This is a genomic window from Bradyrhizobium sp. MI1.11, from assembly GCF_055811255.1.
In genome coordinates this window covers 42201-65837 of sequence record NZ_JBVVPM010000028.1, presented here as the reverse complement: position 1 = coordinate 65837, position 23637 = coordinate 42201, and the positions used below count along the sequence as shown (strand labels likewise).

The window sequence follows — 23637 nt, the reverse complement described above, 5'->3', positions numbered from 1 at the left end:
AGCAGCGTCCCGCAAGCCTGCGGGACGCGTGCTGGAAGCGAGACTTTACACCACATCACGACTTGTCACTTCAAAGGATTACGTCGTGCTCACTTCGATGCGGTGGTCTTGTTTTCCATGTTGACGACCTGCACGCGACGGTTGACCTCCGCCATCGGCTGGGCCGGGTCCTTCAGCTTGCTCTTGCCATAGCCGACCGTGACGAGGTCGGTCGCGGAGATGCTGTATTTGTCGACCAAATAGCGCTTGATCGAATCCGCGCGGCGCTCCGACAGATCCTGATTATAGCTCTCGCCGCCGGCGGCGTCAGTATGTCCGGCGACCACGAAGGTCGAGCCCTTCAGGTCGGGGCTGGTCAGCGCGCGGCCGAGCGCCTGGACCGAGGCAAGCGATTTGGCGCTGATATTGGCCGAGTTGTAGTCGAACGTGATTTCGAGATCGATGTTCGGCTTGTCCTTGGCCGCCGACGCGATTTCTTCACGCTCGGTCGATGAAAGCGACCTTGTCGAGCGGCCGCGCACGGACTGGATCAGCTTGGTCTCCGTCGCACTCGGTGCGGGATCGGCCTGCGGAGCGATCGAGAGGCCGCGGGTCAGCGGCTTCTTCGGCGGCGGCGCCAGCGCGCGGACGATCTCGTCCTCGGTGACGTTCTTGCTGTTGCCGTCGTCGCCCGCGAATGCCGGCGGGATCGTCAGCGACAGCGCGGCGCCAACGGTGATGATGGACAGGATTGCGGTAAGTCCCTTTGCAGCCAATCTCATAGCCAGTCCCTCCTGCGCAGCCAGCTCGCGTCGTTCCAAAATCCCTGCAATAAGCCCCCGAAGGGACGGCCTGCGGCATCCGTTCGATTAGTCTTCGCGGGGCCGCCGCGGGTTCGAGGCACACCGGCCTCGATTCAAAAAAATATCAACGCACTCCGTAGCTTGCGAATTCCTGAACAATGTTCGGGTCCATCGCCTTGGCATTGGCGATGTCGAGTGCACCTTCCTGGGCCGAGCCGTTGCGCTGCTTGGCGATCCCGCGTCCGAACAGCGAGGAGGTCAGGCGCGGATTGATCCTCAGGGCTGCCTCGAAATCGGCGATGGCGTTCTTGACCGCCCCCGATTTCAGATTGACGAGCCCCCGGCTGTCCAGCGCGTCGACGAAGTTCGGCCGCAGCCGCAGGGCCTCGTTGCAATCCTTCAGCGCGCCCTGGAGGTCGCCGACCACGGTGCGGGTCCAGCAGCGATTGTTCAGCGCCTCGACGTCCTTCGGGTTGATCCGGAGCGTCTCGTCAAAATCCTTGATGGCCAAGCTGTAGGCGCCCTTGCTGGCATAGACCTGGCCGCGCCGGTAAAGCGCGTTCACGTCGTCCGGATTGGCCGCGATCTTGGCGGTCAGCCCCTTGATGGTGGGGTCCTCGGCCAGGACGGCCGCACTCGGCCCGCTCTCCATGCTCGGAGCGGTGACGGGGTCGGCCGGAATCACGGGCGGAGGCGGCGGCGGTGCAGGAGGCAAGGCAGCCTCGACCTGCGGCTTCGGTGACGGAGCCGGTGCTGCGACTGTGTCGGCCGGTTTCGGCGGCACAGGCGATGGTGCGGGCGGAGCCGGCGGCGGGTTATTGGCGACGACCGGCGGCGCGGGAGGCGGGGGTGGCGGGGTCATTGTCGGGCGCGACCCGCCAGCCCCTGGAATGAACGAGAAATCCTCGGCCAATGAAGAGGATATCCACGGCACCTGCTCGCCGCGGGAGGCGCGGGTGACGCCCATCTTGGTGCGGTTCAGCGTCTCCTCGGCCATCAGGTCGGGGACGCGGATTTCCTTGAGGAGTTCCTGGACGAACAGGCTGTGCTCGCCGCCGGCGTCCGAGACTACTGACGCCAGCGCCGCCGAATACATCACCAGCGTGCCGTTCGGCGCGATGACGGGGGTGAGGCCGGCCGAGAAGCTGCGGAACCGGCGCTCGAACGGGTTGCGCCTGGAGGCGTCGACCAGCGCGATCTTGACGCCGGCGCCGCGGGTGTTGAGCTCGCCGAGCACGGTTTCGAGGCTGATGCCGTCGCGGCGCACATCGGATTCGGTCCAGATCTGCGCATCGATCGGCAGCAAATAGCTCTGCCGCGCGGACTGGATGCCGAAGCCGCTGAAGAACACCAGTGCCACAGACCCCGGCTTGATCTTGCCGTAGAGCTTGTCGAAGGCGCGGCGCATGCCGTCGCCGGTCAGGTTCTCACCGATCTCGACGGAAAAGCCGTCGCGCTTGAGCTCGTCTGCGACGTCGCGCGCGTCGTTGAGCGGTTCCTTCAGGGGAGCGTCCGCGTCCGGATATTTGGCATTGCCGATGACCAGCGCAAATCGATCGCCGGCCGCAAGTGACGGAGCGGTCGGGACGAGCGACACGAGCAAGGACAGAACGAAAAGCAGGCGAATTTTCATAATTAGCGCGATCCAGCCAAAAAGGCGCCGTTTCCAGCTTGCGCCGCGGCGACCTTAACTTACGCAATGTGCATTATCAAACCGGGGAAGGGGGGGCGTCAACCGCTTGCGGATTCGGCGCTATCGCGACAATTGACCGCGACGCATGGGCATGTTGCGGGGGGAATAAACGGGCGGTCACGATTGCACGCGATGCATTCTGGTTGTCATTGCGGCTGCACGTTAGGGCAGCCGTGGCTACAACAATGTGATTGGTCTCACATTGCGGACGGGCCTGCTTCGCAACCTCCGGTGTTTGACCTTTGCGGTGGACGATGGCTTGGTGCGGTCGATCGCCCCTGAAGGTGCATCCACAAAAGAGCAAGATCAAAATCATGGGAAACGCCTACGAAATCTACGCACTGCGCTATGCGACGATGTCGCCGCGCACGCCCAATATGAACTTCCTCGCGCCCGACCCGCACGACAGCGCGGCGCAGGACCTCGACTATTTCGTCTGGCTGATCCGCGGCAACGGCCGCGACATTCTGGTCGATACCGGCTTCAATGCCGAGGAAGCGTCCGCGCGGGCGCGCAAGCTGACGCTCAATCCGGTCGACGCGCTGGAGCGCTTTGGTGTCGCGGCGTCGAGCATTCGCGATATCATCGTGACGCATCTGCATTACGACCACGCCGGCAATCTGGACCGTTTCCCGCACGCGCGCTTCCATATCCAGGAGCGCGAGATGGCCTACGCGACGGGGCGCTGCATGTGCAACGGACTGCTGCGACATCCGTTCTCGGTCGAGCACGTCACCCAGATGGTCCGCCATGTCTATGGCGAGCGCGTCAATTTCTATTCCGGCGACGGCGAGGTCGCGCCCGGCGTCACCGTGCACCGCGTCGGCGGCCATTCGGACGGCCTGCAGGTGGTGAAGGTCGAGACCGCCCGCGGACCGGTGGTGCTGGCGTCGGATGCCGCGCATTATTACGCCAATCTCCAGCGCCGAAGCCCATTCCCGATCGTCTACAATGTCGGCGACATGGCGGTTGGCTGGGAGACGATCGAGCGTCTCGCCGGCCATCCTGACCGGTTCATTCCCGGGCATGATCCGATCGTGACGGAGATCTATCCGCGCGCCAGCGACAAGGTCGATGTTTGGGCGCTGCATTTGCCGCCGTCGCGATCGCTTGCGAAGTGATCAATACGCCTGCTTGGCGTCGGCCTCTTCGCTGGTCTGGATCAAATCGAGGCTCTGTTCGATCTTGCCGAGCAGCGTCGATAGCTGTTTGCGCTCCTGCGCCGAGAGGCAGGCGAGGATCTCGTCTTCCCGCCGCAGCAATTGCGGAAACAGCTCCTCGTAGAGCGTGCGGCCTTTCCTTGTCAATCGCAGGCGGAATTCGCGGCGATCGGCTTCGTTCTCGACGCGCTCGATCAAACCCTGGTGCAGCAACATGGTCACCGCGCGGCTGATGGTGGATTTGTGCGTGCGGGTGCATTGCGCGACGTACTGCGCGCTGCAGGCATCGTTGCGGAAGCCGAGCGTCGCGATCACGCGCCAGGCCGGGATGTCGAGGCCGTGACGTTCCTGATATTCGACCGCGAGCGCGGAACTCACCTCCGCGGCGAGCCGGTTGAGGCGGAACGGCACGAACCTGAATAGGTCGAGCCGTGTTTTTGGCCGCGCTGAGGCCTCATCGGCCTCGCGTGTCTTCAGCGCGATGTCGCTGGATGTCCTCGCCAAGGGAGAGCGCTCCGAATTCCAGTTGACGGCCGGCCGGCTCCGGTCCAAAATAGTTGCACGTGAGACTATTAGCAGATCAGGCCTCTCCTGACCAGAGCCGAGGTTAGCGCATGGCGAAGGCCAATACGCATCAGGCCAAAACCCAGTTCGGCTATCGCCGCCACCCCGATCAGGATCGTCCCGGCCAGAGCGCGGCCGAGCATCCCGTGGTGGTCGTCGGCGCGGGCCCGGTCGGGCTGTCGCTTGCGATCGACCTTGCCCAGCGCGGCCAGCACGTCGTCCTTCTGGATGATGCCGACCGTATCGGAGAGGGCTCCCGTGCGATCTGCTTCTCGAAACGGTCGCTGGAATATTGGGACCGGCTCGGCGTCGGCGACCGCATGGTCGATAAGGGCGTGGTCTGGAGCGTCGGCCGCATCTTCCACGGCGAGCAGCAGCTCTACCAGTTCAATCTGCTGCCGGAGGACGGTCACAAGCGGCCGGCCTTCATCAATCTCCAGCAGTACTACGCCGAAGCCTATCTGGTCGACCGCATCGGCGATCTGCCCGAGATCAACCTGCGCTGGCGCAACAAGGTGACGGCGCTGGAGCGCCGCAACGATTCCGTTGCGCTGACAATCGAGACGCCGGAGGGCGCCTATCGCCTGCACGCGCAATATGTCGTCGCCTGCGACGGCGCGCGCTCTTCGCTGCGGCAGATGGTCGGCGCCGACTTCGCGGGACAGGTGTTCGAGGACCAGTTCCTGATCGCCGACGTCAAGATGACCGCGGAATTCCCGACGGAGCGCTGGTTCTGGTTCGATCCGCCGTTTCATGCGGGACGTTCGGCGCTGTTGCACCGACAGCCTGATGATGTCTGGCGCATCGACCTTCAGCTCAATCGCTATGCCGACCCCATCGTCGAGAAGAAGCCCGAGAACGTGCGGCCGCGGATTGAGCGCATGCTCGGCCACGACAAGTTCGAGTTCGAGTGGATATCGCTCTACAAATTCCAGTGCCGACGGATGGACCGCTTCGTCCATGGCCGCGTGATCTTTGCAGGCGATTCCGCGCATCAGGTGTCGCCTTTCGGCGCGCGCGGCGCCAACTCGGGACTTGAGGACGCCGAGAATCTCTCCTGGAAGCTCGACCGCGTGCTGCGCGGCGCTTCACCCGCGAGCCTGCTCGAGAGCTATCATGTCGAGCGCAGCCTGGCTGCCGACGAGAACATTCGCGAATCCACCCGCTCGACCGACTTCATGGCACCGAACTCGCATCAGGAAGCGCGGCTGCGTAAGGCGGTGCTGTCGCTGGCCAAGGAAACGGAGTTCGGCCAGCGCATGGTCAATGGCGGGCGGCTCTCGGTGCCGTGCAGCTATGACTCGCCGCTGTCATCGCCGGATGCGGATGCGTGGCGCGGTGGTCCGCTCCCGGGTTGTTCGATGCTCGATGCTCCCGTTGCGACGCCCACGGGCGAGCAAGCCTATTTGACGGACGCGTTCCGCAAGGGTGGAACGGACTTCACCTTGCTGTCATTCAGCAATGGCGCGCCGATTGAGGCGCCGGTTGGTGTGAAGGATATCCGCATCGGCGGGAAGGACGGGCTCGCAGATCCGGCAGCGCTCACCGCAAAGCGCTATGATGCGGAACCAGGCTCAGCCTACTTACTCAGGCCGGACGGCTACGTTGCGGCGCGCTTCCGGCGTCCAACGCGCGAAGCGATTGCGACCGCGCTGTCGCGGTCTCAAGGCTTGAATTGAGGATTCGCATGCCGCTCTCCACCAGCTCCAACTTCGCGCGACCCGACGACGCCTTTCGTGCCATCGTGGAGGCGCATCGTGGCTTCACCGACGAGCAAAGCGCCGACTTCGACGCGGCGCTGGTGCTGATCCTCGCCAATCACATCGGCGATATCGACGTGCTGCGGGAGGCGATCCTCCTCGCCAGGCGGCGCATGATCGACGGCCAGCAGCAGCAACAGCAGCAACAACAACAGCAACAACAATAACCCCAAAGACTTGAAGGATGAATTGATGGCGAAGAACTTCGCATCCACCGGCGACCTCTCCGAGAAGAAGATCACTTTCTCCGAGATCGGCACCGATCTCTACGCCTTCACCGCCGAGGGCGATCCGAACACCGCGATCATCGTCGGCGACGACGGCTGCCTGGTGTTCGACGCGCAATCGACGCCGGCGATGGCCAACAAGGTGATCGAGCGCGTCCGTACCGTCACCGACAAGCCGATCAAATATGTCGTGCTGTCGCATTATCACGCCGTGCGCGTGCTCGGTGCCTCCGCCTACAAGGCGCAGGGCATCGTCGCCTCGCAGGAGACCTATCGTCTGATCGAGGAGCGTGGCCAGCAGGATTGGGATTCCGAGTATGGCCGCTTCCCGCGGCTGTTTCAGGACGCATCGAGCATTCCCGGCCTGACCTGGCCGACGCTGACCTTCGAAGGCGAGATGTCGATCTATCTCGGCAAGCGCGAGGTGCGCCTGATGCAGCTCGGCGCCGGCCACACCTCCGGCGACATCGTCGCCTGGGTGCCCGATGCCGAGGTGATGTTCTCCGGCGACCTGATCGAATACCACTCGGCCTGCTATTGCGGCGACGCGCATTTGCGCGAATGGCCGCTGACGCTGAACGAAATCCGCAACTTCAATCCCAAGGCGATCGCGCCGGGCCGCGGCGATGCGCTCAAGGGTGTCGCCACGGTGCGCGAAGCCATCGCGATGACGCGCGACTTCGTCACCTCGCTCTACGGCGCCGCTGAAATCTCGGTCGCCAAGGGCCGCACGCTGAAGCAATCGATGGCCGCGACGCGCGAGGTGATGGATCCGAAATTTTCGAGCTTCGCCATCTACGAGCACTGTCTGCCGTTCAACGTGTCGCGCGCCTTCGACGAGGCGTCGGGAATCGACGACCCCGTGATCTGGACCGACAAGCGCGACCAGGAGATGTGGGCCGCCCTGCAAGGAGGAGGATCATCATGAACATCAATACCTCGCCCGATCAGATCATTCGCAGCACGGCCCAGGTCACGCCGGGCTACATGTCCGGCTTTGGCAACAGTTTTGAGACCGAGGCGCTGCCGGGCGCGCTGCCGATCGGGCGCAACTCGCCGCAGCGCTGTGCCTACGGCCTCTATGCCGAGCAGCTTTCCGGTTCTCCCTTCACGGCGCCGCGCGGCTCCAATGAGCGCTCATGGCTCTATCGCATTCGCCCGTCGGTGAAACATTCGGGCCGTTTCGAGAAGGCCGACGGCGGCCTGTGGCGTTCGGCACCGTGCCATGAAAACGATCTGCCGATCGCGCAATTGCGCTGGGATCCGGCGCCGATCCCGAAGGAGGACATGACTTTCCTTCAGGGCGTGCAGACCATGACCACCGCCGGCGACGTCAACGCGCAGGCCGGCATGGCCGCTCATGTCTATCTCATCACCAAGTCGATGGTGGACCAGCACTTCTACAATGCGGACGGCGAGCTGATGTTCGTGCTGCAGCAGGGCAATCTTCGCATCGTCACCGAGTTCGGTCAGATCGATGCCGAGCCCGGCGAGATCGTGGTGATCCCGCGCGGCGTCAAGTTCCGGGTGGAGATTCCGAGCGGACCGGCGCGGGGCTATCTCTGCGAAAACTACGGCGGCGCCTTCACGCTGCCGGAGCGCGGGCCGATCGGCGCCAACTGCCTCGCCAATGCCCGCGACTTCCTGACGCCGGTCGCGCACTACGAGGACAAGGACACACCGACCGAGCTATTCGTGAAATGGGGCGGCGCACTGTTCAAGACGACGTTGCCGCACTCGCCGATCGACGTCGTCGCCTGGCACGGCAATTATGCGCCGTATAAATATGATCTGCGCAGCTTCTCGCCGGTCGGCGCGATCGGCTTCGATCATCCCGATCCCTCGATCTTCACCGTGCTGACCTCGCCGTCGGAGACCCCAGGCACGGCGAATATCGACTTCGTGATCTTCCCCGAGCGCTGGATGGTCGCCGACAACACCTTCCGCCCGCCGTGGTATCACATGAACATCATGAGCGAGTTCATGGGCCTGATCTACGGCGTCTACGACGCCAAGCCGCAAGGTTTCGTGCCGGGCGGAATGAGCCTGCACAATTGCATGCTGCCGCACGGCCCCGATCGCGACGCTTTCGAGCACGCCAGTAATGGCGAGCTGAAGCCGGTCAAGCTAACTGGCACCATGGCCTTCATGTTCGAGACCCGCTACGCGCAGCGCGTCACCGCGCACGCCGCGAATTCCGCGACGTTGCAGGACGACTACGCGGATTGCTGGAAGGGCCTGGAAAAGCGGTTCGATCCGAGCAAGCCGTAGCGATCTTCCCCTCTCCCCTTGTGGGAGAGGGTGGCTCGCCGCGTAGCGGCGAGACGGGTGAGGGGTCTGTCTCCGCGAACAAGCCTCTCTCATTCGGACACGCAGATACAACCCCTCATCCGGCGCCAAAGCCGAAGCTTGGCTTCGGCGTTCTCTTAAGTAACGGCGGCCAAAGGCCGCCTATGCCACCTTCTCCTGCAAGGGGAGAAGGAAAAAGGACCGAGTGAAAAAGTGACAACCCACCCCAACGATCCCAGCCTCCGCTCTTTCATCGACGTCGATCCCGCCTCCGACTTCCCGATCCAGAACCTGCCTTACGGCGTGTTCTCGACCGCGGCCAATCCGACTCAGCGCGTCGGCGTGGCGATCGGCGACTATGTGCTCGATCTCTGGGAACTCGAGCAGGATTCGCGGCTCGACGTCGGGCCGCTCGGCGTGTTCTCGACGCCGTCGCTCAATGCTTTCATGACGCTGGGACCAAAGGTCTGGGCGAAGACGCGGGCGCGGATCAGCGAGCTGTTGCGCCACGATCATCCCGAGCTGCGCGACAACGAGGAGCTGCGCAAGCAGGCTCTGGTGCCGATGCGCGATGCGAAACTGCATCTGCCATTCGCAGTCTCCGGCTACACCGATTTCTATTCGTCCAAGGAGCACGCCACCAACGTCGGCGTGATGTTCCGTGGCAAGGACAATGCGCTGCAGCCGAACTGGCTGCATATGCCGATCGCTTACAACGGCCGTGCCTCGACCGTCGTGGTCTCGGGCACCAAGGTGAAGCGTCCGCGCGGGCAGCTGAAGCCGCCCAATGTCGAGGTGCCGAGCTTCGGACCGTGCAAGCGGCTCGATTTCGAGCTGGAGATGGGTGTCGTGATCGGGCAGCCCTCGCCGATGGGGGGCATGCTCACTGAGCAGCAGGCCGAGGAGATGATCTTCGGCTTCGTGCTACTCAACGACTGGAGCGCGCGCGATATCCAGCAATGGGAATATGTGCCGCTTGGCCCGTTCCTCGCCAAGGCGTTCGCGACCTCGATCAGCCCGTGGGTGGTGACGCGCGAGGCGCTGGAGCCGTTTCGTCTGAGCGGGCCGGAGCAGGAGCCGGTGCCGCTCGACTACCTCAAGCAGGGCAAGCCGCAGAACTACGATCTCGAACTCGACGTCTCCTTGCGTGCCGCCGGAGCCAATGCACCGGCCGGCATCAGCCGAACCAATTTCAAATACATGTACTGGTCGTCGGTGCAGCAGTTGATGCACCACGCCTCCTCCGGCTGCGCCATGAATGTCGGAGACCTCCTGGGCAGCGGCACCATTTCCGGCCCGGAGAAGAACCAGCGCGGCAGCCTGTTGGAGATCAGCTGGAACGGCACCGAGCCGGTCGAATTGCCCGGCGGCATCAAACGGACGTTCCTGGAAGACGGCGACAGCCTCGTCATGCGCGGCTGGTGCCAGGGCAAGGGCTATCGCGTCGGTTTTGGTGATGTCGAAGGGACGATTTTGCCGGCGGAGTAGGGCCGAGCTCTCCCCATATTCTCCGTGATTGCGAGGAGCCCTTGCGACGAAGCAATCCGGACTGCTTCCTCGGAGACAGTCTGGATTGCTTCGCTTCGCTCGCAATGACGGCGGGGAGGCAGCTCACCGCCTCTCCGGCGCCACGTCCTTGACCCGCGCGCAATGCGCCGCGACGTCCTCCAGGCTGTACTTCAGATGCACTCGCTTATCCGACGGCGCCCGCTTCGTCGTGCACACGCCTGACCGCCATTCCTGCGCGGGCCTGATCGGGCGCGGCGCAAAACCGCCGCCGCAGTTCGGGCAGACGTTGGAGAGTTTCGTCTCCACACAGTCCGCGCAGAACGTGCATTCATAGGAGCAGATCCGCGCATCGGTTGCGTTCGGGGGCAGGTCGCGGTCGCAATACTCGCAGTTCGGTCGAAGCTGGAGGGCCATAGTCGAATCTCCGCAGATTGACTGCGATCATCGCAGACGGCGCGTGGCGCGCGAATGCCGTAGTTCCCTCGATTTCAGCCAGCCTTCAATTCCTTCAGCGGCAGCCGCGTGCTCTCCTTCAGCCGGTCGAGCACGATCGAGGAGCGCACATGCGCCACGCTCTGGTGCGGCATCAGCACGTCGTTGACGAGATTGGAGAGACCCTTCAGATCGCGCAGCACGGCCTTGAGCACGTAGTCGGCGTCGCCGGTGAGCGAATACGCCTCCTGGATCTCGTCGATGCGGTTGACCAGAGCCCGAAACCGCTTGGAATTGTCCGGCGAGTGGGTCGCCAGCGTGACCTGGATGAAGGCGATCACGCCGAAGCCGAGCGCCTCGCTGGAGAGATCGGCATGATAGCCCGCGATCACCTTCTCCTCCTCCAGCCGCATCCGCCGCCGCGAGCATTGCGAGGCGGAGAGCCCGGCGAGGTCGGCGAGCTCCTGGTTGGTGAGGCGGCCGTCGTCCTGGAGCGCGGCAAGGATCTTGAGATCGAAGGCGTCCACCGGAATCATGCGTGTTTCATCCACTTCATGCACAGACTGTGCATATGTTAGTCAAAAGCCGTCTCATTTGCACGCCCCTTGCGCGTCCCATGAAGGATAGTTCCTTCCAGCAGCCATTTGGGAGAGCAGCATGGGTCCGTTTCCGCACGATGCACCGCCGGCCACGATCAGCGTCGACAATCCGATGGGCACCGACGGGTTCGAGTTCGTCGAATATGCGCATCCCGATCCGAAAGAGTTGCACGCGCTGTTCAAGCTGATGGGCTATGCGCCCGTCGCGCGTCACAGGACCAAGTCCATCACGGTCTATCGCCAGGGCGACATCAACTATCTCGTCAACGAGGAGCCCGGCACCCACGGCTTCGACTTCGTCGCCGCGCACGGCCCGTGCGCGCCGTCGATGGCGTTCCGCGTCGTCGATGCGAAGGTGGCCTATGGCCGCGCGATTTCGCTCGGCGCCGAACCTGCCGATGTGTCCTCCGCGCAGAAGACGCTCGATGTCCCCGCGATCAAGGGCATCGGCGGCAGCCTGCTCTACTTCGTCGATCGCTATGGCGCCAAGGGATCGGCCTATGACAGCGAGTTCGAATGGCTCGGCGTGCGCGATCCGCGTCCCGCCGGCGCCGGCCTGTTCTATCTCGATCACCTCACCCACAACGTCCATCGCGGCCGTATGGATGTCTGGACCGGCTTCTACGAGAAGCTCTTCAACTTCCGCCAGATCCGCTTCTTCGACATCGAGGGTCGCGCCTCGGGCCTGTTCTCGCGGGCGCTGACGAGCCCCGACGGCAAGATCCGGATTCCGATCAACGAGGACGCCGGCGATTCCGGCCAGATCGAGGAATATCTGAATATCTATCGCGGCGAAGGCATCCAGCACATCGCCTGCGGCTGCCGCGACATCCACCGCACCATCGAGGACTTGCGCGAAGCGGGCCTGCCCTTCATGCCGGCGCCGCCCGCGACCTATTTCGAGCGGATCGACGCGCGGCTGCCGAAGCATGGCGAGGACGTCGCGCGGCTTCAGAAAAACGGCATCCTGATCGACGGGGAGGGCGTGGTCGACGGCGGCCAGACCAAGGTGCTGCTGCAGATCTTCTCGGCCAATGCGATCGGCCCCATCTTCTTCGAGTTCATCCAGCGCAAGGGCGACGACGGTTTTGGCGAGGGTAATTTCAAGGCGCTGTTCGAGTCGATCGAGGAGGATCAGATCCGGCGTGGGGTGTTGAAGGTGGATGCGGCGTAGGCGCGCTACCTATAGGCACGCCGCAGCGTCAAACACAGCCGTCGTCCTGGCGAAAGCCAGGACCCATTACCCCATGGAGCGCTCGGTGGGCGGACTGGTAACTCCGAGTCTTCGTCAAACCACGTTTGGTGGCTATGGGTCCTGGCTTTCGCCAGGACGACCCGGAGTGTGATGCGACAGCGGAGGCCTTAACGCTCCGCCCACGCCCTCGTCACCGCGCCGATCTCGGCCACTTCCGGCTCTCGCACCGCCGATGGGGTCCGCGAAAAGCGTGGCGCCGGCGCCGGCTGCTTCACGCCGTGGCGCTCGACGAAGACGTTGCGGGCGACCATGTGCGGATGCTCGGTCGCTTCCGACATGGTCAGCACCGGCGCAAAGCAGATGTCGGTGCCTTCCATGGTCTTGCACCAGTCCTCGCGCGTCTTGCTCTTGAATACCGTCTTCAATTTTTCCTTCAGCGCGGGCCAGGCCTTGCGGTCCATCTGCGCGTCGAAGTCGGCGTCGGTCAGGCCGGCGTGTTCGCGCAGCAACGCGTAGAACTGCGGCTCGATCGAGCCGATCGAGACGAAATGGCCGCAGGCACATTCGTAGACGCCGTAGAAATGCGCGCCGCCGTCGAGGAAGTTCTCGTTGCGGCCTTCGGTCCAGCGGCCGAGCGTGGTCATGTCGAAGAAGAACGACATCAGCGATGCCGCGCCGTCGCACATCGCGGCATCGACGACCTGGCCCTTGCCTGACCGCGAGCCCTCCAGCAGCGCCGCGAGCACGCCGACCACGAGGTAGAGCGCGCCGCCGCCGAAATCGCCGACCAAATTGAGCGGCGGCACCGGCGCTTCCTTCGTGCCGATCGCGGCGAGCGCGCCGGTGATGGAGATGTAGTTGATGTCGTGGCCGGCGGCGTTGGCGAGCGGGCCTTGCTGGCCCCAGCCGGTCATGCGGCCGTAGACCAGCTTTGGATTGCGCGCGAGCACCACGTCAGGCCCGAGGCCGAGCCGCTCCATCACGCCGGGACGAAAACCCTCGACCAGTGCGTCGGCATTCGCAAGCAGATCGAGCACCTCCGCGATCGCCGCCTTGTCCTTGAGGTCGAGCTCGACCACCTTGCGGCCGCGGCCTGCGACCGACTTCATGTTCTTCCTGGCGCCGACCCGATCGAGCGTGACGATTTCGGCGCCCATGTCGGCCAGCATCATGCAGGCGAACGGGCCTGGTCCAATGCCGGCGAATTCAACGATGCGGAAACCTGCGAGCGGGCCGGAGGTGCGGACGGAGGAGTTTTGGGCTGATTGATCGAGCACGTGTTTGTTTCCTCGGATCCAAGGCGCATATTGCCGATGGTCGGCAAGCGCCGAGGCGTTCCTCTGCGGGGCAAGTTAATTGGCCGATTAACTTTTCTCGCCTCCACGCCAGTGAGGCAAGCGCTTTTCACCCGCACGGCCAAATAAAACGGCGCGCACCGAAGTGCGCGCCGCGGAAAGTTTGTGTTGAGGCGCTAAGGCGCGATGATCAGCGAGCGGCAGCCACCGCGCGCTGCGCCATCACCTTGATGAGGTTGGCGCGGTACTCCGCCGTTCCGTGGATGTCGGCCAGCAGATTGCTCGCCGAAATGCTCACGCTGTCGATAGCCGACGGCGACCAATTCGCCTTCAGCGCCGTTTCGATGGCCGGGACCCGCATCACGCCGCTTTGCGAGGCGCCGGTGGCGGCCACCCGAACCTCGCCCGACTTCGTCTGCGCGACGAATACGCCGGTCAGCGCGAAGCGAGACGCCGGGTGGCGCATCTTTTCGTAGCCTGCCTTCGCCGGAACCGGGAACGACACGGCGGTGATGAGCTCGCCGTCTTCCAGCGCCGTCGTGAACAGGCCCTTGAAGAAGTCATCCGCCGTAATCGACCGCTTGTTGGTCTTCACGGTGGCGCCGAGCGCGAGCAGCGCGGCCGGAAAATCCGCGGCAGGATCGTTGTTGGCGATCGAGCCGCCGATCGTGCCGCGATAGCGCACGGCGGGGTCCCCAAGCACCGAGGTGAGATAGGCGATTGCGGGGATCGCCTTCTTCACATCGGCATTCTGCATGATGTCGAAATAGGTCGTGCCGGCCTTGATGGTCAGCACGTCGCCCGAGAGTTCGACGCCTTGCAGCTCCTTGATCTTGCCGAGGTCGATCACGTCGGACGGACTGGCGAGGCGTTGCTTCATCACCGGCAGCAGCGTCTGGCCGCCGGCGAGGAACTTTGCTTCGCTGCTCTTGGAGAACAGGGCGACGGCCTCGTCGACCGAGGACGCGCGATGATAAACGGTCTGGTACATCTTCGTTCCTCCCTTAAGCCGCGTGGATCGTGCGCCACACCCGGTCCGGGGTTGCGGGCATTTCCAGATTGTTCTTGCCGATCGCATCCGTGATCGCGTTGATCACGGCCGCTGACGCGCCGATCGCGCCGGCCTCACCGCACCCTTTGATGCCGAGCGGATTGCCCGGGCACAGCGTCGTGGTGTGGGAGAGGTTGAACGAGGGAACGTCGTCGGCGCGCGGCATGGCGTAGTCCATGAACGAGGCCGTGACCGGCTGCCCGCTGGCGTCGTAGATCGCGTGCTCGAGCAACGCTTGTCCGATGCCTTGCACGAGACCGCCATGGACCTGGCCCTCGACGATCATCGGGTTGATCAGCCGGCCGAAATCGTCGGCCGCGACAAAGTTGACGAAAGACGTCTTGCCAGTGCCGGGATCGACTTCGAGCTCGCAGATATAGGTGCCGGCCGGGAAGGTGAAATTGGTCGGGTCGTAGAAGGCGCTTTCCTTCAGGCCCGGCTCCATCCCGTCAGGCAGATTGTGCGCGGTGTAGGCCGCGAGCGCGACCATCGGGAAGGCGATCGCCTTGTCGGTTCCGGCCACCTTGAACTCGCCGTTCTCGATGACGATGTCGCCTTCCGAAGCTTCCAGCGCATGCGCGGCGATCTTCTTGGCCTTGGATTCCATCTTCTCCATGGCTTTCAGGATCGCGGTGAGGCCAACGGCGGCCGAGCGCGAGCCGTAGGTGCCCATGCCGAACTGCACCTTGTCGGTGTCGCCATGGACGATCGAGACCTGGCTGATGGGAACGCCGAGCCGCTCCGCGACGAGCTGGCAGAACGTGGTCTCGTGACCCTGGCCGTGGCTGTGCGATCCCGTCAGCACCTCGATGGTGCCGACCGGGTTGACGCGGACTTCGGCGGACTCCCAAAGACCGACGCCGGCGCCCAGGCTGCCGACGGCCTTCGACGGCGCGATGCCGCAGGCCTCGATGTAGCAGGACACGCCGATGCCACGCAGCTTGCCGTCGGCCTTCGCCTTGGCCTTGCGCCCGGCAAAGCCGGCATAGTCGATCGCCTTCATCGCGGCATCGAGCGAGGCATTAAAGTCGCCGGTGTCATAAGCCATGATCACCGGCGTCTGGTGCGGGAACTGGGTGATGAAGTTGGTCCGGCGCAGCGCGGCCGGATCGACCTTCAACTGCCGCGCCGCCGTCTCCATCAGACGTTCGATCAGATAGCTCGCCTCGGGGCGGCCGGCGCCGCGATAGGCGTCGACCGGCGTGGTGTTGGTGTAGACCCCGACCACCTCGGCATGGATCGCCGGGATGTTGTATTGGCCCGACAGCAGCGTCGCGTAGAGATAGGTCGGCACCGAGGACGAGAACAGCGACATGTAGGCGCCGAAATTGGCGTAGGTCTTCACCTTCAATCCGGTGATCTTGTTGTTGGCGTCGAACGCCATCTCGGCATGGGTGACATGGTCGCGGCCATGCGCATCGGTGAGGAAGGCTTCGGTGCGGTCGCCGGTCCATTTGACGGGACGGCCGACCTTCTTCGAGGCCCACAGCGCCACCATCTCTTCGGGATAGATGAAGATCTTCGAGCCGAAGCCGCCGCCGACGTCGGGCGCGATCACCCGCAGCTTGTGCTCGGGTGCGATGTTGTAGAACGCCGACAGCACCAGGCGGGCGACGTGCGGATTCTGCGACGTCGTGTAGAGCGTGAAATGCTCTTCCGCCGAATCGTAGTCGGCGATCGCGGCGCGAGGTTCCATCGCGTTCGGCGCGAGGCGGTTGTTGGTGACGTCGAGCTTCACCACGTTGGCGGCCTTGGCGAAGGCGGCATCGGTGGCGCCCTCGTCGCCGATCACCCAGTCATAAACCTGGTTGCCGGGAGCTTCGGGATGCAGCTGCGGCGCGCCGGACTTGATCGCGGCGTGGACGTCGGCGACCGCGGGCAGCTCTTCGTAATTCACGACCACGGCTTCGGCCGCGTCGCGTGCGAGATTTTTGGTCTCGGCGATCACGACTGCGACGGCCTGGCCGACGAAGCGCACCGTCTCCGGCGCCATCGCCGGCCATGCGCCCATCTTCATCGGGCTGCCGTCCTTGGAGGTGATGGCCCAGCCGCAGATGAGGTTGCCGACCTTGTCGTCGACGATCTCCTGTCCCGTCAGCACCGCGACCACGCCCGGCATCTTCAGCGCGGCGGAGGAATCGATTCCCTTCACCTTGGCATGCGCGTGCGGGCTGCGGATGAAATGGGCATGGGTCATGCCCTGCAATTTGATGTCGTCGACGTAGCGGCCCTTGCCGGTAATGAAACGCTTGTCTTCCTTGCGCACGACGCGCGCGCCAATGCCTTCAACACCCATGTCTGGTCCTCCCGACCGGAATTTGTCTTGACCGCGCTTTCCCTCGAAAGCGGCGGCGATGGTTTTTGTTTCGAGGCGCGCCGATTACTCGGCCGCCTGCGAGACCTTCATGCGGCCTGCCGCGTCCAGTACGGCTTTGACGATGTTGTGGTAGCCGGTGCAGCGGCAGATATTGCCTTCGAGCTCGTGGCGGACGGTGGCCTCGTCGAGCTGGCCGCCATAGCGGTGCACGATGTCGATCGCTGACATGATCATGCCCGGCGTGCAATAGCCGCACTGCAGGCCGTGATTGTCGCGGAAGGCTGCCTGCATCGGGTGCAGCTCGTCGCCCTTGGCGATGCCTTCGATCGTGGTGATACTGGCGCCGTCGGCCTGTCCCGCCAGCATGGTGCAGGATTTGACCGCCTTGCCGTCCATATGGACGACGCAGGCGCCGCACTGGCTGGTGTCGCAGCCGACATGGGTTCCGGTGAGGTTGAGGTGGTCGCGCAGCAGCTGAACCAGCAGCGTGCGGTCCTCGACGTCGACGGCAACAGCCTTGCCGTTCACCGTCAGTTTGACTGTAGACACGTGAGTACCTCCCGAATGTTTATAGTTATTCCAATTAGAGACAGCGCGAACGGAAGTTTGCAACTGGGATTTTACAGGCGGCGCGTCATGGAAAGGTCATCGTGACGGTTGTCGCGGGTGGGCGATTCGGTCGCGATGCCCCGTGCCGCCGCCAGCGCGTGGCGCGACTTTGCAAGGAGCCTTCGAAAACGATGCACGCTTCGGTCAGCGGCGGGCTTAATTCAACCGCCGGTGCGAGGCGCTGGTCCTGGACGTGGGGTCCTCGCGCGTCATGTCTCCCTTTGATGTCTTGTTCGTTGACATGAATAGGAGCACGCGCTTGCGCCATTGTAATCGCGATCTTGGTAGTAGACGGCGGCAAGCTAAGTCATTGATTTTGTTCGTGGCCGTGCAGCGCAGCTGTGCTGGCCCGATGCCGGCGGCGAGCCGTGCCGGCCGGGGCGCCCAGGACTGCGACCGTGGGGCTGAAGGTCGGTCCGGTGAAGGCGCCGCGCGGGCGGCGTCGCGGGCTTTGCCAAGGTCGGGCCACGGTCCGGCTGGAAACGATCGCCCGACGTCACCATCCTGCACGACGAGGCCGACGCGCAGACCGGCGGCAAGCTCGCACATCTCGGCGCGCGGCTGACCGACTCGACCTCGCGAAAACTTGCCGCGAACGTCTTCGAAAAATTTGCGGTGGTGGTAGCGCCATCATCGTGACAGACGGACGCGAAGCCGGATGGGAGTGGCCCGATTGCGGCGCGGTGCGCCTAAATCCGACGGCTCGTTTCGAGCTGCAAGCAGGGGCAAGACGCAAGCCTGAACAACGAGATGAGCGGCGCAACTCGCTAATGATCCGCACTACTACCTTCCGCCTATACTAAGCGCGAAACGGCGATGCTGTAATTTCAAACGATGGCTCGCAGACAAACTGCGCATCACGAGCGCAGCGCGCTCAAGCGCCCAACATGGCGTGCACAACAACATCGCGGAGGGAATACATGACCTTTGGAACGAAGGGCTTCTTGGCTGGCATCTCGATGATTGCGATGCTCGCCGCCGCTACGCCGGGCGTTCGCGCCAACGACTCCCTGCTCAAGGCGCAATCCGATTCGAACCAGTGGGCCGTTGCCGGCCACGACTACGGCAACACGCGCTTCAGCCCGCTGAAGCAGATCAACACCGAGAACGCCGGCAAGCTGACGCTCGCCTATTCGTTCTCGCTGGCGTCGCTGCGTTCGAACGAATCCTCGCCGATCGTCGTCGGCAACACGCTCTTTGTTTCGAGCTCCTGGGGCCCGAAATATGTCTACGCGCTCGATGCCGCCACCGGCGCGCGCAAGTGGACCTACGAGCCCGATATTCCCGAGGACGTGCTGCAATACGCCTGCTGCGATGTGAACAATCGCGGCGTCTCCTATGCCGACGGCAAGATCTTCGTCGGTCGCCTCGACGGCAAGCTGACGGCGCTCGATGCCGCGACCGGCAAGTCGCTGTGGACGACGAAGGTGGTCGACTACAAGCAGGGTTCGGTCATCACCTCGCCGCCGCTCGTCGTGCGCGACAAGGTCATCACCGGGTTCGGCGGCGGCGAATACGGCGTACGCGGCTCGCTCCAGGCCTTCGACATCGGCACCGGCAAGCAGTTGTGGCAGACCTATACCGTTCCGTCGCCGGATGAGCCCGGCGGCGACACCTGGAAGGGCGACTCCGCCCAGCATGGCGGCGGCGCGCCCTGGCTGGTCGGCTCCTACGATCCGAAGACCGACACGGTTTATTGGGGCACCAGCAATCCTGGTCCCTGGAATACGGCGGTGCGCTCGACCGGCGACGGCAATTTCGGCAAGCTGACCAATCTCTACACCGCCTCGACGGTGGCGTTCGATCCCAACACCGGCAAGATCAAGTGGCACATCCAGACCACGCCGGCCGATGCCTGGGACTATGACGGCGTCAACGAAGCCGTGCTCGCGGATCTGAAGATCGGCGGCAGCACCGTTCCGGCGCTGATGAAGGCGGATCGCAACGGCTACTTCTTCGTCGCCAACCGCGAGACCGGCAAGGTGCTTTCGGCGGAGAAATACGTGTTCTCCAACTGGGCCAAGAAGTGGGACGTCGCCACGATGCGCGCGGTCGAGGATCCCGACAAGCGTCCCGGGCCGAATCATCCCGCCAAGGACATCTGCCCGAACCTGATCGGCGGCAAGAACTGGCAGCCGATGTCGTTCAATCCGCAGACCGGTCTCGTCTACATCCCGTCCAACAACGTCTGCATGGACTGGTCGGTCTCGGACGTCGCCTACAAGCGCGGTGTGTTCTATCTCGGCGCCGAATTCCCGACCAAGGAAGGTCCCGGCGGCTTCCTCGGCGAGCTCGTGGCCTGGGACCCGGTGGCGCAGAAGAAGGTCTGGTCGATCAAGGAAGACTTGCCCTTCAACGGCGGCACGCTGACGACCGGCGGTGGCCTCGTGTTTGCCGGCAACATCCATGGCGATTTCCGCGCCATCGATGCGAAGTCCGGCAAGGTGTTGTGGAGCAAGAATCTCGGCTCCGGCATCGGCGCAGGTCCGGTGACCTATCAGGTCGACGGCAAGCAATATGTCGCCATCGTCGTCGGCCGCACCGCTGCGCTGCCGGCGTTCCTGGGCGAGATAGGAAAGAAGATGACGGCCGCAGCCCCCGAGGGCGGTTCGCTCTTCGTGTTCTCCGTCCAGTGAGCACTCGCGCGCGTATCTCGATATGACGGGATACGCGCGCGCCTTTTCCTGACACGAGCTGCGGCATCGGCCGATGCCTGCTGCCGCAGCGCCTGGCTCAACAGAACTCCGGCCCACTCTAGAGCTACGGGAGACGAGAATGCATCCGAATCATTCTGGCATCGGTGCGAGCCGAAATCGCGCCATCGCAGGTCTACTCGCATGTGCCGCCGCGCTGGTGGTTCCCGCCTTGTTGCATGCGGAGGAGGCGCAGCCGCTGCGTCTCTGCGCCGACCCGACCAATCTTCCATTCTCAAGCGATAATCCGTCTCAGCCGGGCTTCTATGTCGAGATCGGGCAGGCCCTGGCGCAGGCGCTCGGCCGGCCGGTCGCCTACGACTGGTACAAATCCTATTTCGGCAAGCGCACCGTGCGTGTCACGCTGCTCGGCAAGCAATGCGACGCCATGATCGGGCTGCCGCGGTCCGAGGATTTCATGGGACCGGCCGTGATCTTCTCCGGCACGGTCGCGAAGGAGGGCTATGGCCTCGTGGCGGCCAAGGGGCAGGTGCTCAACGGCCTCGACAGCCTCCACGGCAAGCGTGTTGCCGTGCAGTTCGCCAGCACGCCGCAAAATTTGCTCGCGAGCCGCACCGACATCCGGATGGTGACGGTGCTGTCGCCCGAGGAAGGCATGCAGGCGCTCGATCAGGGCAAGGCCGACGTCGCCTTCATCTGGGGCCCGGTCGCCGGCTGGCTGAACAAGACCAGCTACAATGATCGCTATCAGATTCAGCTCACCGAGGGCGAAGGCCTGTCATGGGATGCGGCGATCGGCTTTGCGAAGACATCCACCGAGCTGCGTGATCGCGTCGATGCCGTCCTGCCGCAGCTTCAGGCCACGATCGGCGCGCTCGCGGTCAAATATGGCTTGCCGACCGGCCAGCCGGCTCGCTTCGGTGCGGCCCCAGCGATGCCGGCGGGAACGACCATCGGGGCCGGGCCCGGCGCGACGCAGACCGCCAGTGTGGTCGCCACCGAGACCAAGGGCGACGCGCCCGGCACCGAGGCCGTCGGTTCGGGCAAGGAGATATTCAACGGAACCTGTGCGCACTGCCACGGTCCGGACGCGATCCAGAGCGAGCGGAAGATCGACCTGCGGCTGCTGCGTCATCGCTACGGTGACGATATGCGCGAGAAATTCTGGACCACCGTGCATGAGGGGCGGCCGACCAAGGGTATGCCGGCCTGGAAAGAGGTCTTCACCGACGATCAGTTCGACCACATCTTTTCCTTCCTGCTGACGGTCCAATCCGAATCGAACGACTGAGCGATCTTGACCGAGCGCGATCGGGAGGATGTGGTAGCGTCCGTCCGGCATCATCCCGGCGCCGGACGGCGATCGCATGGATGTGCCGCTTCCGCCGCCGCGGCAGGTGCGCGTGCGATGCAGTGTTGGGAAGGCGCCATGACCAGCTTCCTGATCATCGACGATCATCCGCTGTTTCGCGAGGCGCTCGGCAATGCGGTGCGGCTGGCCTTGCCGGAAGCGCGGATCTTCGAAGCGATGTCGATCGCGGATGCGCTGCATATCCTGTCGGCCGAGCAGGGTATCGACCTTGCGCTGCTCGATCTTTCGCTGCCGGACGCGACCGGCTTCTCCGGCTTTCTGCGCTTGCGCGAGGCCTTTCCGCGCCTGCCGGTCGCCATCGTGTCGAGCGAGGAGGACCAGCGCGTCGTCCGCGAGGCGCTGGCGCTGGGTGCCGCCGGATATCTGCCCAAGTCGACGTCGAAGCGTGAGCTGGCGCAATCGATCGAGGGCGTGCTGAGCGGGTCGGTGTCGGTGCCGAAGGATTTCGTGGCGACGCCGCAGCGGCGGGCCGAGGCCAGCAAGGCGCTCGAGGTCAAGCTGCACGAGCTCACGCCGCAGCAGCTTCGCGTGCTCGACCTCCTGCGTCGCGGCTATCCGAACCGCCAGATCGCCCAGGAGCTTCAGCTCGCGGAATCCACGGTGAAGGCGCATATCACCGAGATCCTGCGCAAGCTCGGCCTGTTCAGCCGCAACAAGGCGATCATCGAAATCGGCAAGATGGAGCTGCCCGATCCGCGCAGCCGGCCTTATGCGCGGCCCGATCGCGGCAGGTCGCAATGACGCGCAGTGTCGTTCTTGACCTGGATCAAGCCGGCTTGGCGGTGCCGAGCCATTCTCAACGCGTTCAATTCGACGCCGGCCCTGGCGGCCTCCTGGGCGAGGTCTTCAGCAAGGTCTTCACAATGGCTCTTACGTGATGCGATTTCTGATCGTCGAGGACCATCCGCTGTTTCGCGAGGCGCTCGAAGGCGCGCTCCGGATGGTGGCGCCCGCGGCCGATATCGTTCAGGCGACGTCGATCGACGGCGCGCTGGAGCAGATCGCGGCGAGCACCGAACTCGACCTGATCCTGCTCGATCTGTCGATGCCGGGCACCACGGGTCTTTCGGGCATCATCCGCATCCGCAAGGCGTTTCCAAAAATTCCCGTCGTCATCGTATCCGGACATCAGGATCGGCAGATCGTGTCCGGCGCGTTGTCGCTCGGCGTGTCCGGCTACATCCCCAAATCGTCGTCCAAGCAGGAGCTGGCACAGTCGATCGGCGAGGTGCTGCGCGGCTCGGTCTGTGTTCCCGCCGCCTATCGCGGACGGGCCCGGCCGCAACGGGCGTCCGGCCCCGCGCAGGATCTCCTGAAGCGCCTGCACGAGCTGACGCCGCAGCAATTGCGCGTGCTCGAAATGCTCCAGCGCGGCCTGCAAAACAAGCAGATCGCCTACGAGCTGACGATTTCGGAGACCACGGTGAAGGTCCACGTCTCCGAGATCCTGCGCAAGCTCAACGTGCTCAGCCGCACCAAGGCGATCGTCGAAATGTCCAGGATCGACTTCGCGACGCTGGCAGCCGAGAGCCCCACGGCCCATCGCGAGCGGGCACAGCCCGATCCACCCGCGCGGGACTAGCCCAGCAGGAACGACAGCAGCGCCCGCATCTCGGCGGGCTTGATCGGCTTCTTCAGCACCTCGAGGCCGTGGCGGCTCGCTTCCTTTGCAGCCTTGTCGGAGTAGTCGGCGGTGATGATCATGGCCGGCGTGTCGAGCTTCAGATGCTGGCGGACATCGGCGATGGCCGACAGGCCGCTCTCGCCGTGATCGAGGTGCAGATCGGCGATCACGGCATCCGGCGCACCGCCGAGCTCGCTGAGGCGCAGCAGCGCATCGGCAGCCGAGCGCGTGGTCGCGACGTCGCAGCCCCAACCTTCCAGCAGCGCGGCCATCGCCTCCGAGCCGTTCGGATCGTTCTCGATCAGCAGGATCTTGGCGCCTTCGAGCCCGCTATAGTGCCGCTCGTCGAGCTTGATCTCGTGCACCTCGTCGCCGCCCCCCCCCCGGGGGGGGGGGGGCCCCGCCCCGGGGGAGGGGGGTCCCTTTGCGGGCCGGGGCGCCCACCACCCCCCCGGGCCCCGCCCCGGGGGGCAAACGGGGGCGGAGGGGGGGCCCCGCCCCCAAA

21 protein-coding genes are annotated in these 23637 nt (G+C 64.3%); 11 read left to right on the top strand and 10 right to left on the bottom strand.

All coding sequences use genetic code 11. The annotated features are described in order from the left end of the window. Positions 1-89 precede the first annotated feature (89 nt). Both AC0L30_RS25700 and AC0L30_RS25695 read right to left on the bottom strand, forming a co-directional pair. Positions 90-761, bottom strand: a complete 672-nt coding sequence (locus AC0L30_RS25700) for an OmpA family protein (RefSeq protein WP_007599036.1) — start codon at positions 759-761, stop codon at positions 90-92. A 145-nt stretch (positions 762-906) separates the two neighbouring features. Beyond that, a complete protein-coding gene (locus AC0L30_RS25695; protein WP_473405536.1) occupies positions 907-2415 on the bottom strand; it encodes a caspase family protein in 1509 nt (502 codons plus the stop codon). A 374-nt stretch (positions 2416-2789) separates the two neighbouring features. Here AC0L30_RS25695 and AC0L30_RS25690 point away from each other — a divergent pair, with 374 nt between their 5' ends. Further along, positions 2790-3596: an N-acyl homoserine lactonase family protein gene (locus AC0L30_RS25690; protein ID WP_473405535.1), complete on the top strand. Its 807-nt coding sequence runs from the start codon at positions 2790-2792 to the stop codon at positions 3594-3596. Here the strand turns inward: AC0L30_RS25690 and AC0L30_RS25685 are convergent, their stop codons facing one another. After that, positions 3597-4139 carry a MarR family winged helix-turn-helix transcriptional regulator gene (locus tag AC0L30_RS25685; protein ID WP_007599039.1) on the bottom strand — a complete coding sequence of 181 codons (543 nt, stop codon included), beginning with the start codon at positions 4137-4139 and terminating at the stop codon, positions 3597-3599. Between the two features lie 110 nt (positions 4140-4249). Between AC0L30_RS25685 and AC0L30_RS25680 the strand changes: the two genes are divergently transcribed. The 5 genes from AC0L30_RS25680 to fahA all read left to right on the top strand — a co-directional run bounded on the left by AC0L30_RS25680 (position 4250) and on the right by fahA (position 9963). Then, complete coding sequence (locus AC0L30_RS25680) at positions 4250-5878, top strand: FAD-dependent oxidoreductase (protein ID WP_473405534.1); 1629 nt, start codon at positions 4250-4252, stop codon at positions 5876-5878. Positions 5879-5886: 8 nt separating this feature from the next. Further along, the gene (locus AC0L30_RS25675; protein ID WP_354170315.1) at positions 5887-6126 is read left to right on the top strand and encodes a DUF2783 domain-containing protein; all 240 of its coding nucleotides are present in this window, start codon (positions 5887-5889) and stop codon (positions 6124-6126) included. 25 nt (positions 6127-6151) lie between these two features. After that, the gene (locus AC0L30_RS25670; RefSeq protein WP_473405533.1) at positions 6152-7114 is read left to right on the top strand and encodes an MBL fold metallo-hydrolase; all 963 of its coding nucleotides are present in this window, start codon (positions 6152-6154) and stop codon (positions 7112-7114) included. Beyond that, positions 7111-8457 (top strand): homogentisate 1,2-dioxygenase, encoded by a 1347-nt coding sequence (gene hmgA / locus AC0L30_RS25665; RefSeq protein WP_473405532.1) that lies wholly within the window; start codon positions 7111-7113, stop codon positions 8455-8457. Before AC0L30_RS25670 ends, hmgA begins: the two co-directional genes overlap by 4 nt. 231 nt (positions 8458-8688) lie before the next feature. Continuing rightward, a complete protein-coding gene (fahA, locus tag AC0L30_RS25660; RefSeq protein WP_473366031.1) occupies positions 8689-9963 on the top strand; it encodes a fumarylacetoacetase in 1275 nt (424 codons plus the stop codon). Between the two features lie 123 nt (positions 9964-10086). Here the strand turns inward: fahA and AC0L30_RS25655 are convergent, their stop codons facing one another. Together AC0L30_RS25655 and AC0L30_RS25650 are read right to left on the bottom strand one after the other, a co-directional pair. After that, positions 10087-10398 carry a DUF1272 domain-containing protein gene (locus tag AC0L30_RS25655; RefSeq protein ID WP_473405531.1) on the bottom strand — a complete coding sequence of 104 codons (312 nt, stop codon included), beginning with the start codon at positions 10396-10398 and terminating at the stop codon, positions 10087-10089. 74 nt (positions 10399-10472) lie between these two features. Continuing rightward, positions 10473-10952 (bottom strand): Lrp/AsnC family transcriptional regulator, encoded by a 480-nt coding sequence (locus AC0L30_RS25650; protein ID WP_007604464.1) that lies wholly within the window; start codon positions 10950-10952, stop codon positions 10473-10475. A gap of 121 nt (positions 10953-11073) precedes the next feature. Between AC0L30_RS25650 and hppD the strand changes: the two genes are divergently transcribed. After that, complete coding sequence (gene hppD / locus AC0L30_RS25645; RefSeq protein ID WP_473405530.1) at positions 11074-12189, top strand: 4-hydroxyphenylpyruvate dioxygenase; 1116 nt, start codon at positions 11074-11076, stop codon at positions 12187-12189. A 188-nt stretch (positions 12190-12377) separates the two neighbouring features. On the opposite strand, the gene AC0L30_RS25640 is transcribed toward hppD, so the two are convergent. From AC0L30_RS25640 to AC0L30_RS25625, 4 genes are all read right to left on the bottom strand, one after another. Beyond that, positions 12378-13487: a CaiB/BaiF CoA transferase family protein gene (locus AC0L30_RS25640; RefSeq protein WP_473405529.1), complete on the bottom strand. Its 1110-nt coding sequence runs from the start codon at positions 13485-13487 to the stop codon at positions 12378-12380. 208 nt (positions 13488-13695) lie between these two features. Continuing rightward, positions 13696-14496 (bottom strand): FAD binding domain-containing protein, encoded by an 801-nt coding sequence (locus AC0L30_RS25635; RefSeq protein ID WP_473405528.1) that lies wholly within the window; start codon positions 14494-14496, stop codon positions 13696-13698. A gap of 13 nt (positions 14497-14509) precedes the next feature. Then, positions 14510-16852, bottom strand: coding sequence for a xanthine dehydrogenase family protein molybdopterin-binding subunit (locus AC0L30_RS25630; RefSeq protein WP_007599057.1), 2343 nt, complete (start codon positions 16850-16852; stop codon positions 14510-14512). An 84-nt stretch (positions 16853-16936) separates the two neighbouring features. Further along, complete coding sequence (locus AC0L30_RS25625) at positions 16937-17422, bottom strand: (2Fe-2S)-binding protein (RefSeq protein WP_007599059.1); 486 nt, start codon at positions 17420-17422, stop codon at positions 16937-16939. A gap of 980 nt (positions 17423-18402) precedes the next feature. Here AC0L30_RS25625 and AC0L30_RS25620 point away from each other — a divergent pair. The 4 genes from AC0L30_RS25620 (at position 18403) to AC0L30_RS25605 (ending at position 23090) form a co-directional block, all read left to right on the top strand. Beyond that, the gene (locus AC0L30_RS25620) at positions 18403-20118 is read left to right on the top strand and encodes a PQQ-dependent methanol/ethanol family dehydrogenase (RefSeq protein ID WP_354200614.1); all 1716 of its coding nucleotides are present in this window, start codon (positions 18403-18405) and stop codon (positions 20116-20118) included. 139 nt (positions 20119-20257) lie between these two features. Beyond that, positions 20258-21427 (top strand): c-type cytochrome, encoded by a 1170-nt coding sequence (locus AC0L30_RS25615; RefSeq protein WP_473405527.1) that lies wholly within the window; start codon positions 20258-20260, stop codon positions 21425-21427. Positions 21428-21565: 138 nt separating this feature from the next. Further along, positions 21566-22249 (top strand): response regulator, encoded by a 684-nt coding sequence (locus AC0L30_RS25610; protein ID WP_035995389.1) that lies wholly within the window; start codon positions 21566-21568, stop codon positions 22247-22249. Positions 22250-22385: 136 nt separating this feature from the next. Then, positions 22386-23090: a response regulator gene (locus AC0L30_RS25605; RefSeq protein WP_007599066.1), complete on the top strand. Its 705-nt coding sequence runs from the start codon at positions 22386-22388 to the stop codon at positions 23088-23090. Here the strand turns inward: AC0L30_RS25605 and AC0L30_RS25600 are convergent. After that, positions 23087-23497: a response regulator gene (locus AC0L30_RS25600; protein ID WP_473405526.1), complete on the bottom strand. Its 411-nt coding sequence runs from the start codon at positions 23495-23497 to the stop codon at positions 23087-23089. The genes AC0L30_RS25605 and AC0L30_RS25600 overlap by 4 nt on opposite strands. Positions 23498-23637 lie beyond the last annotated feature (140 nt).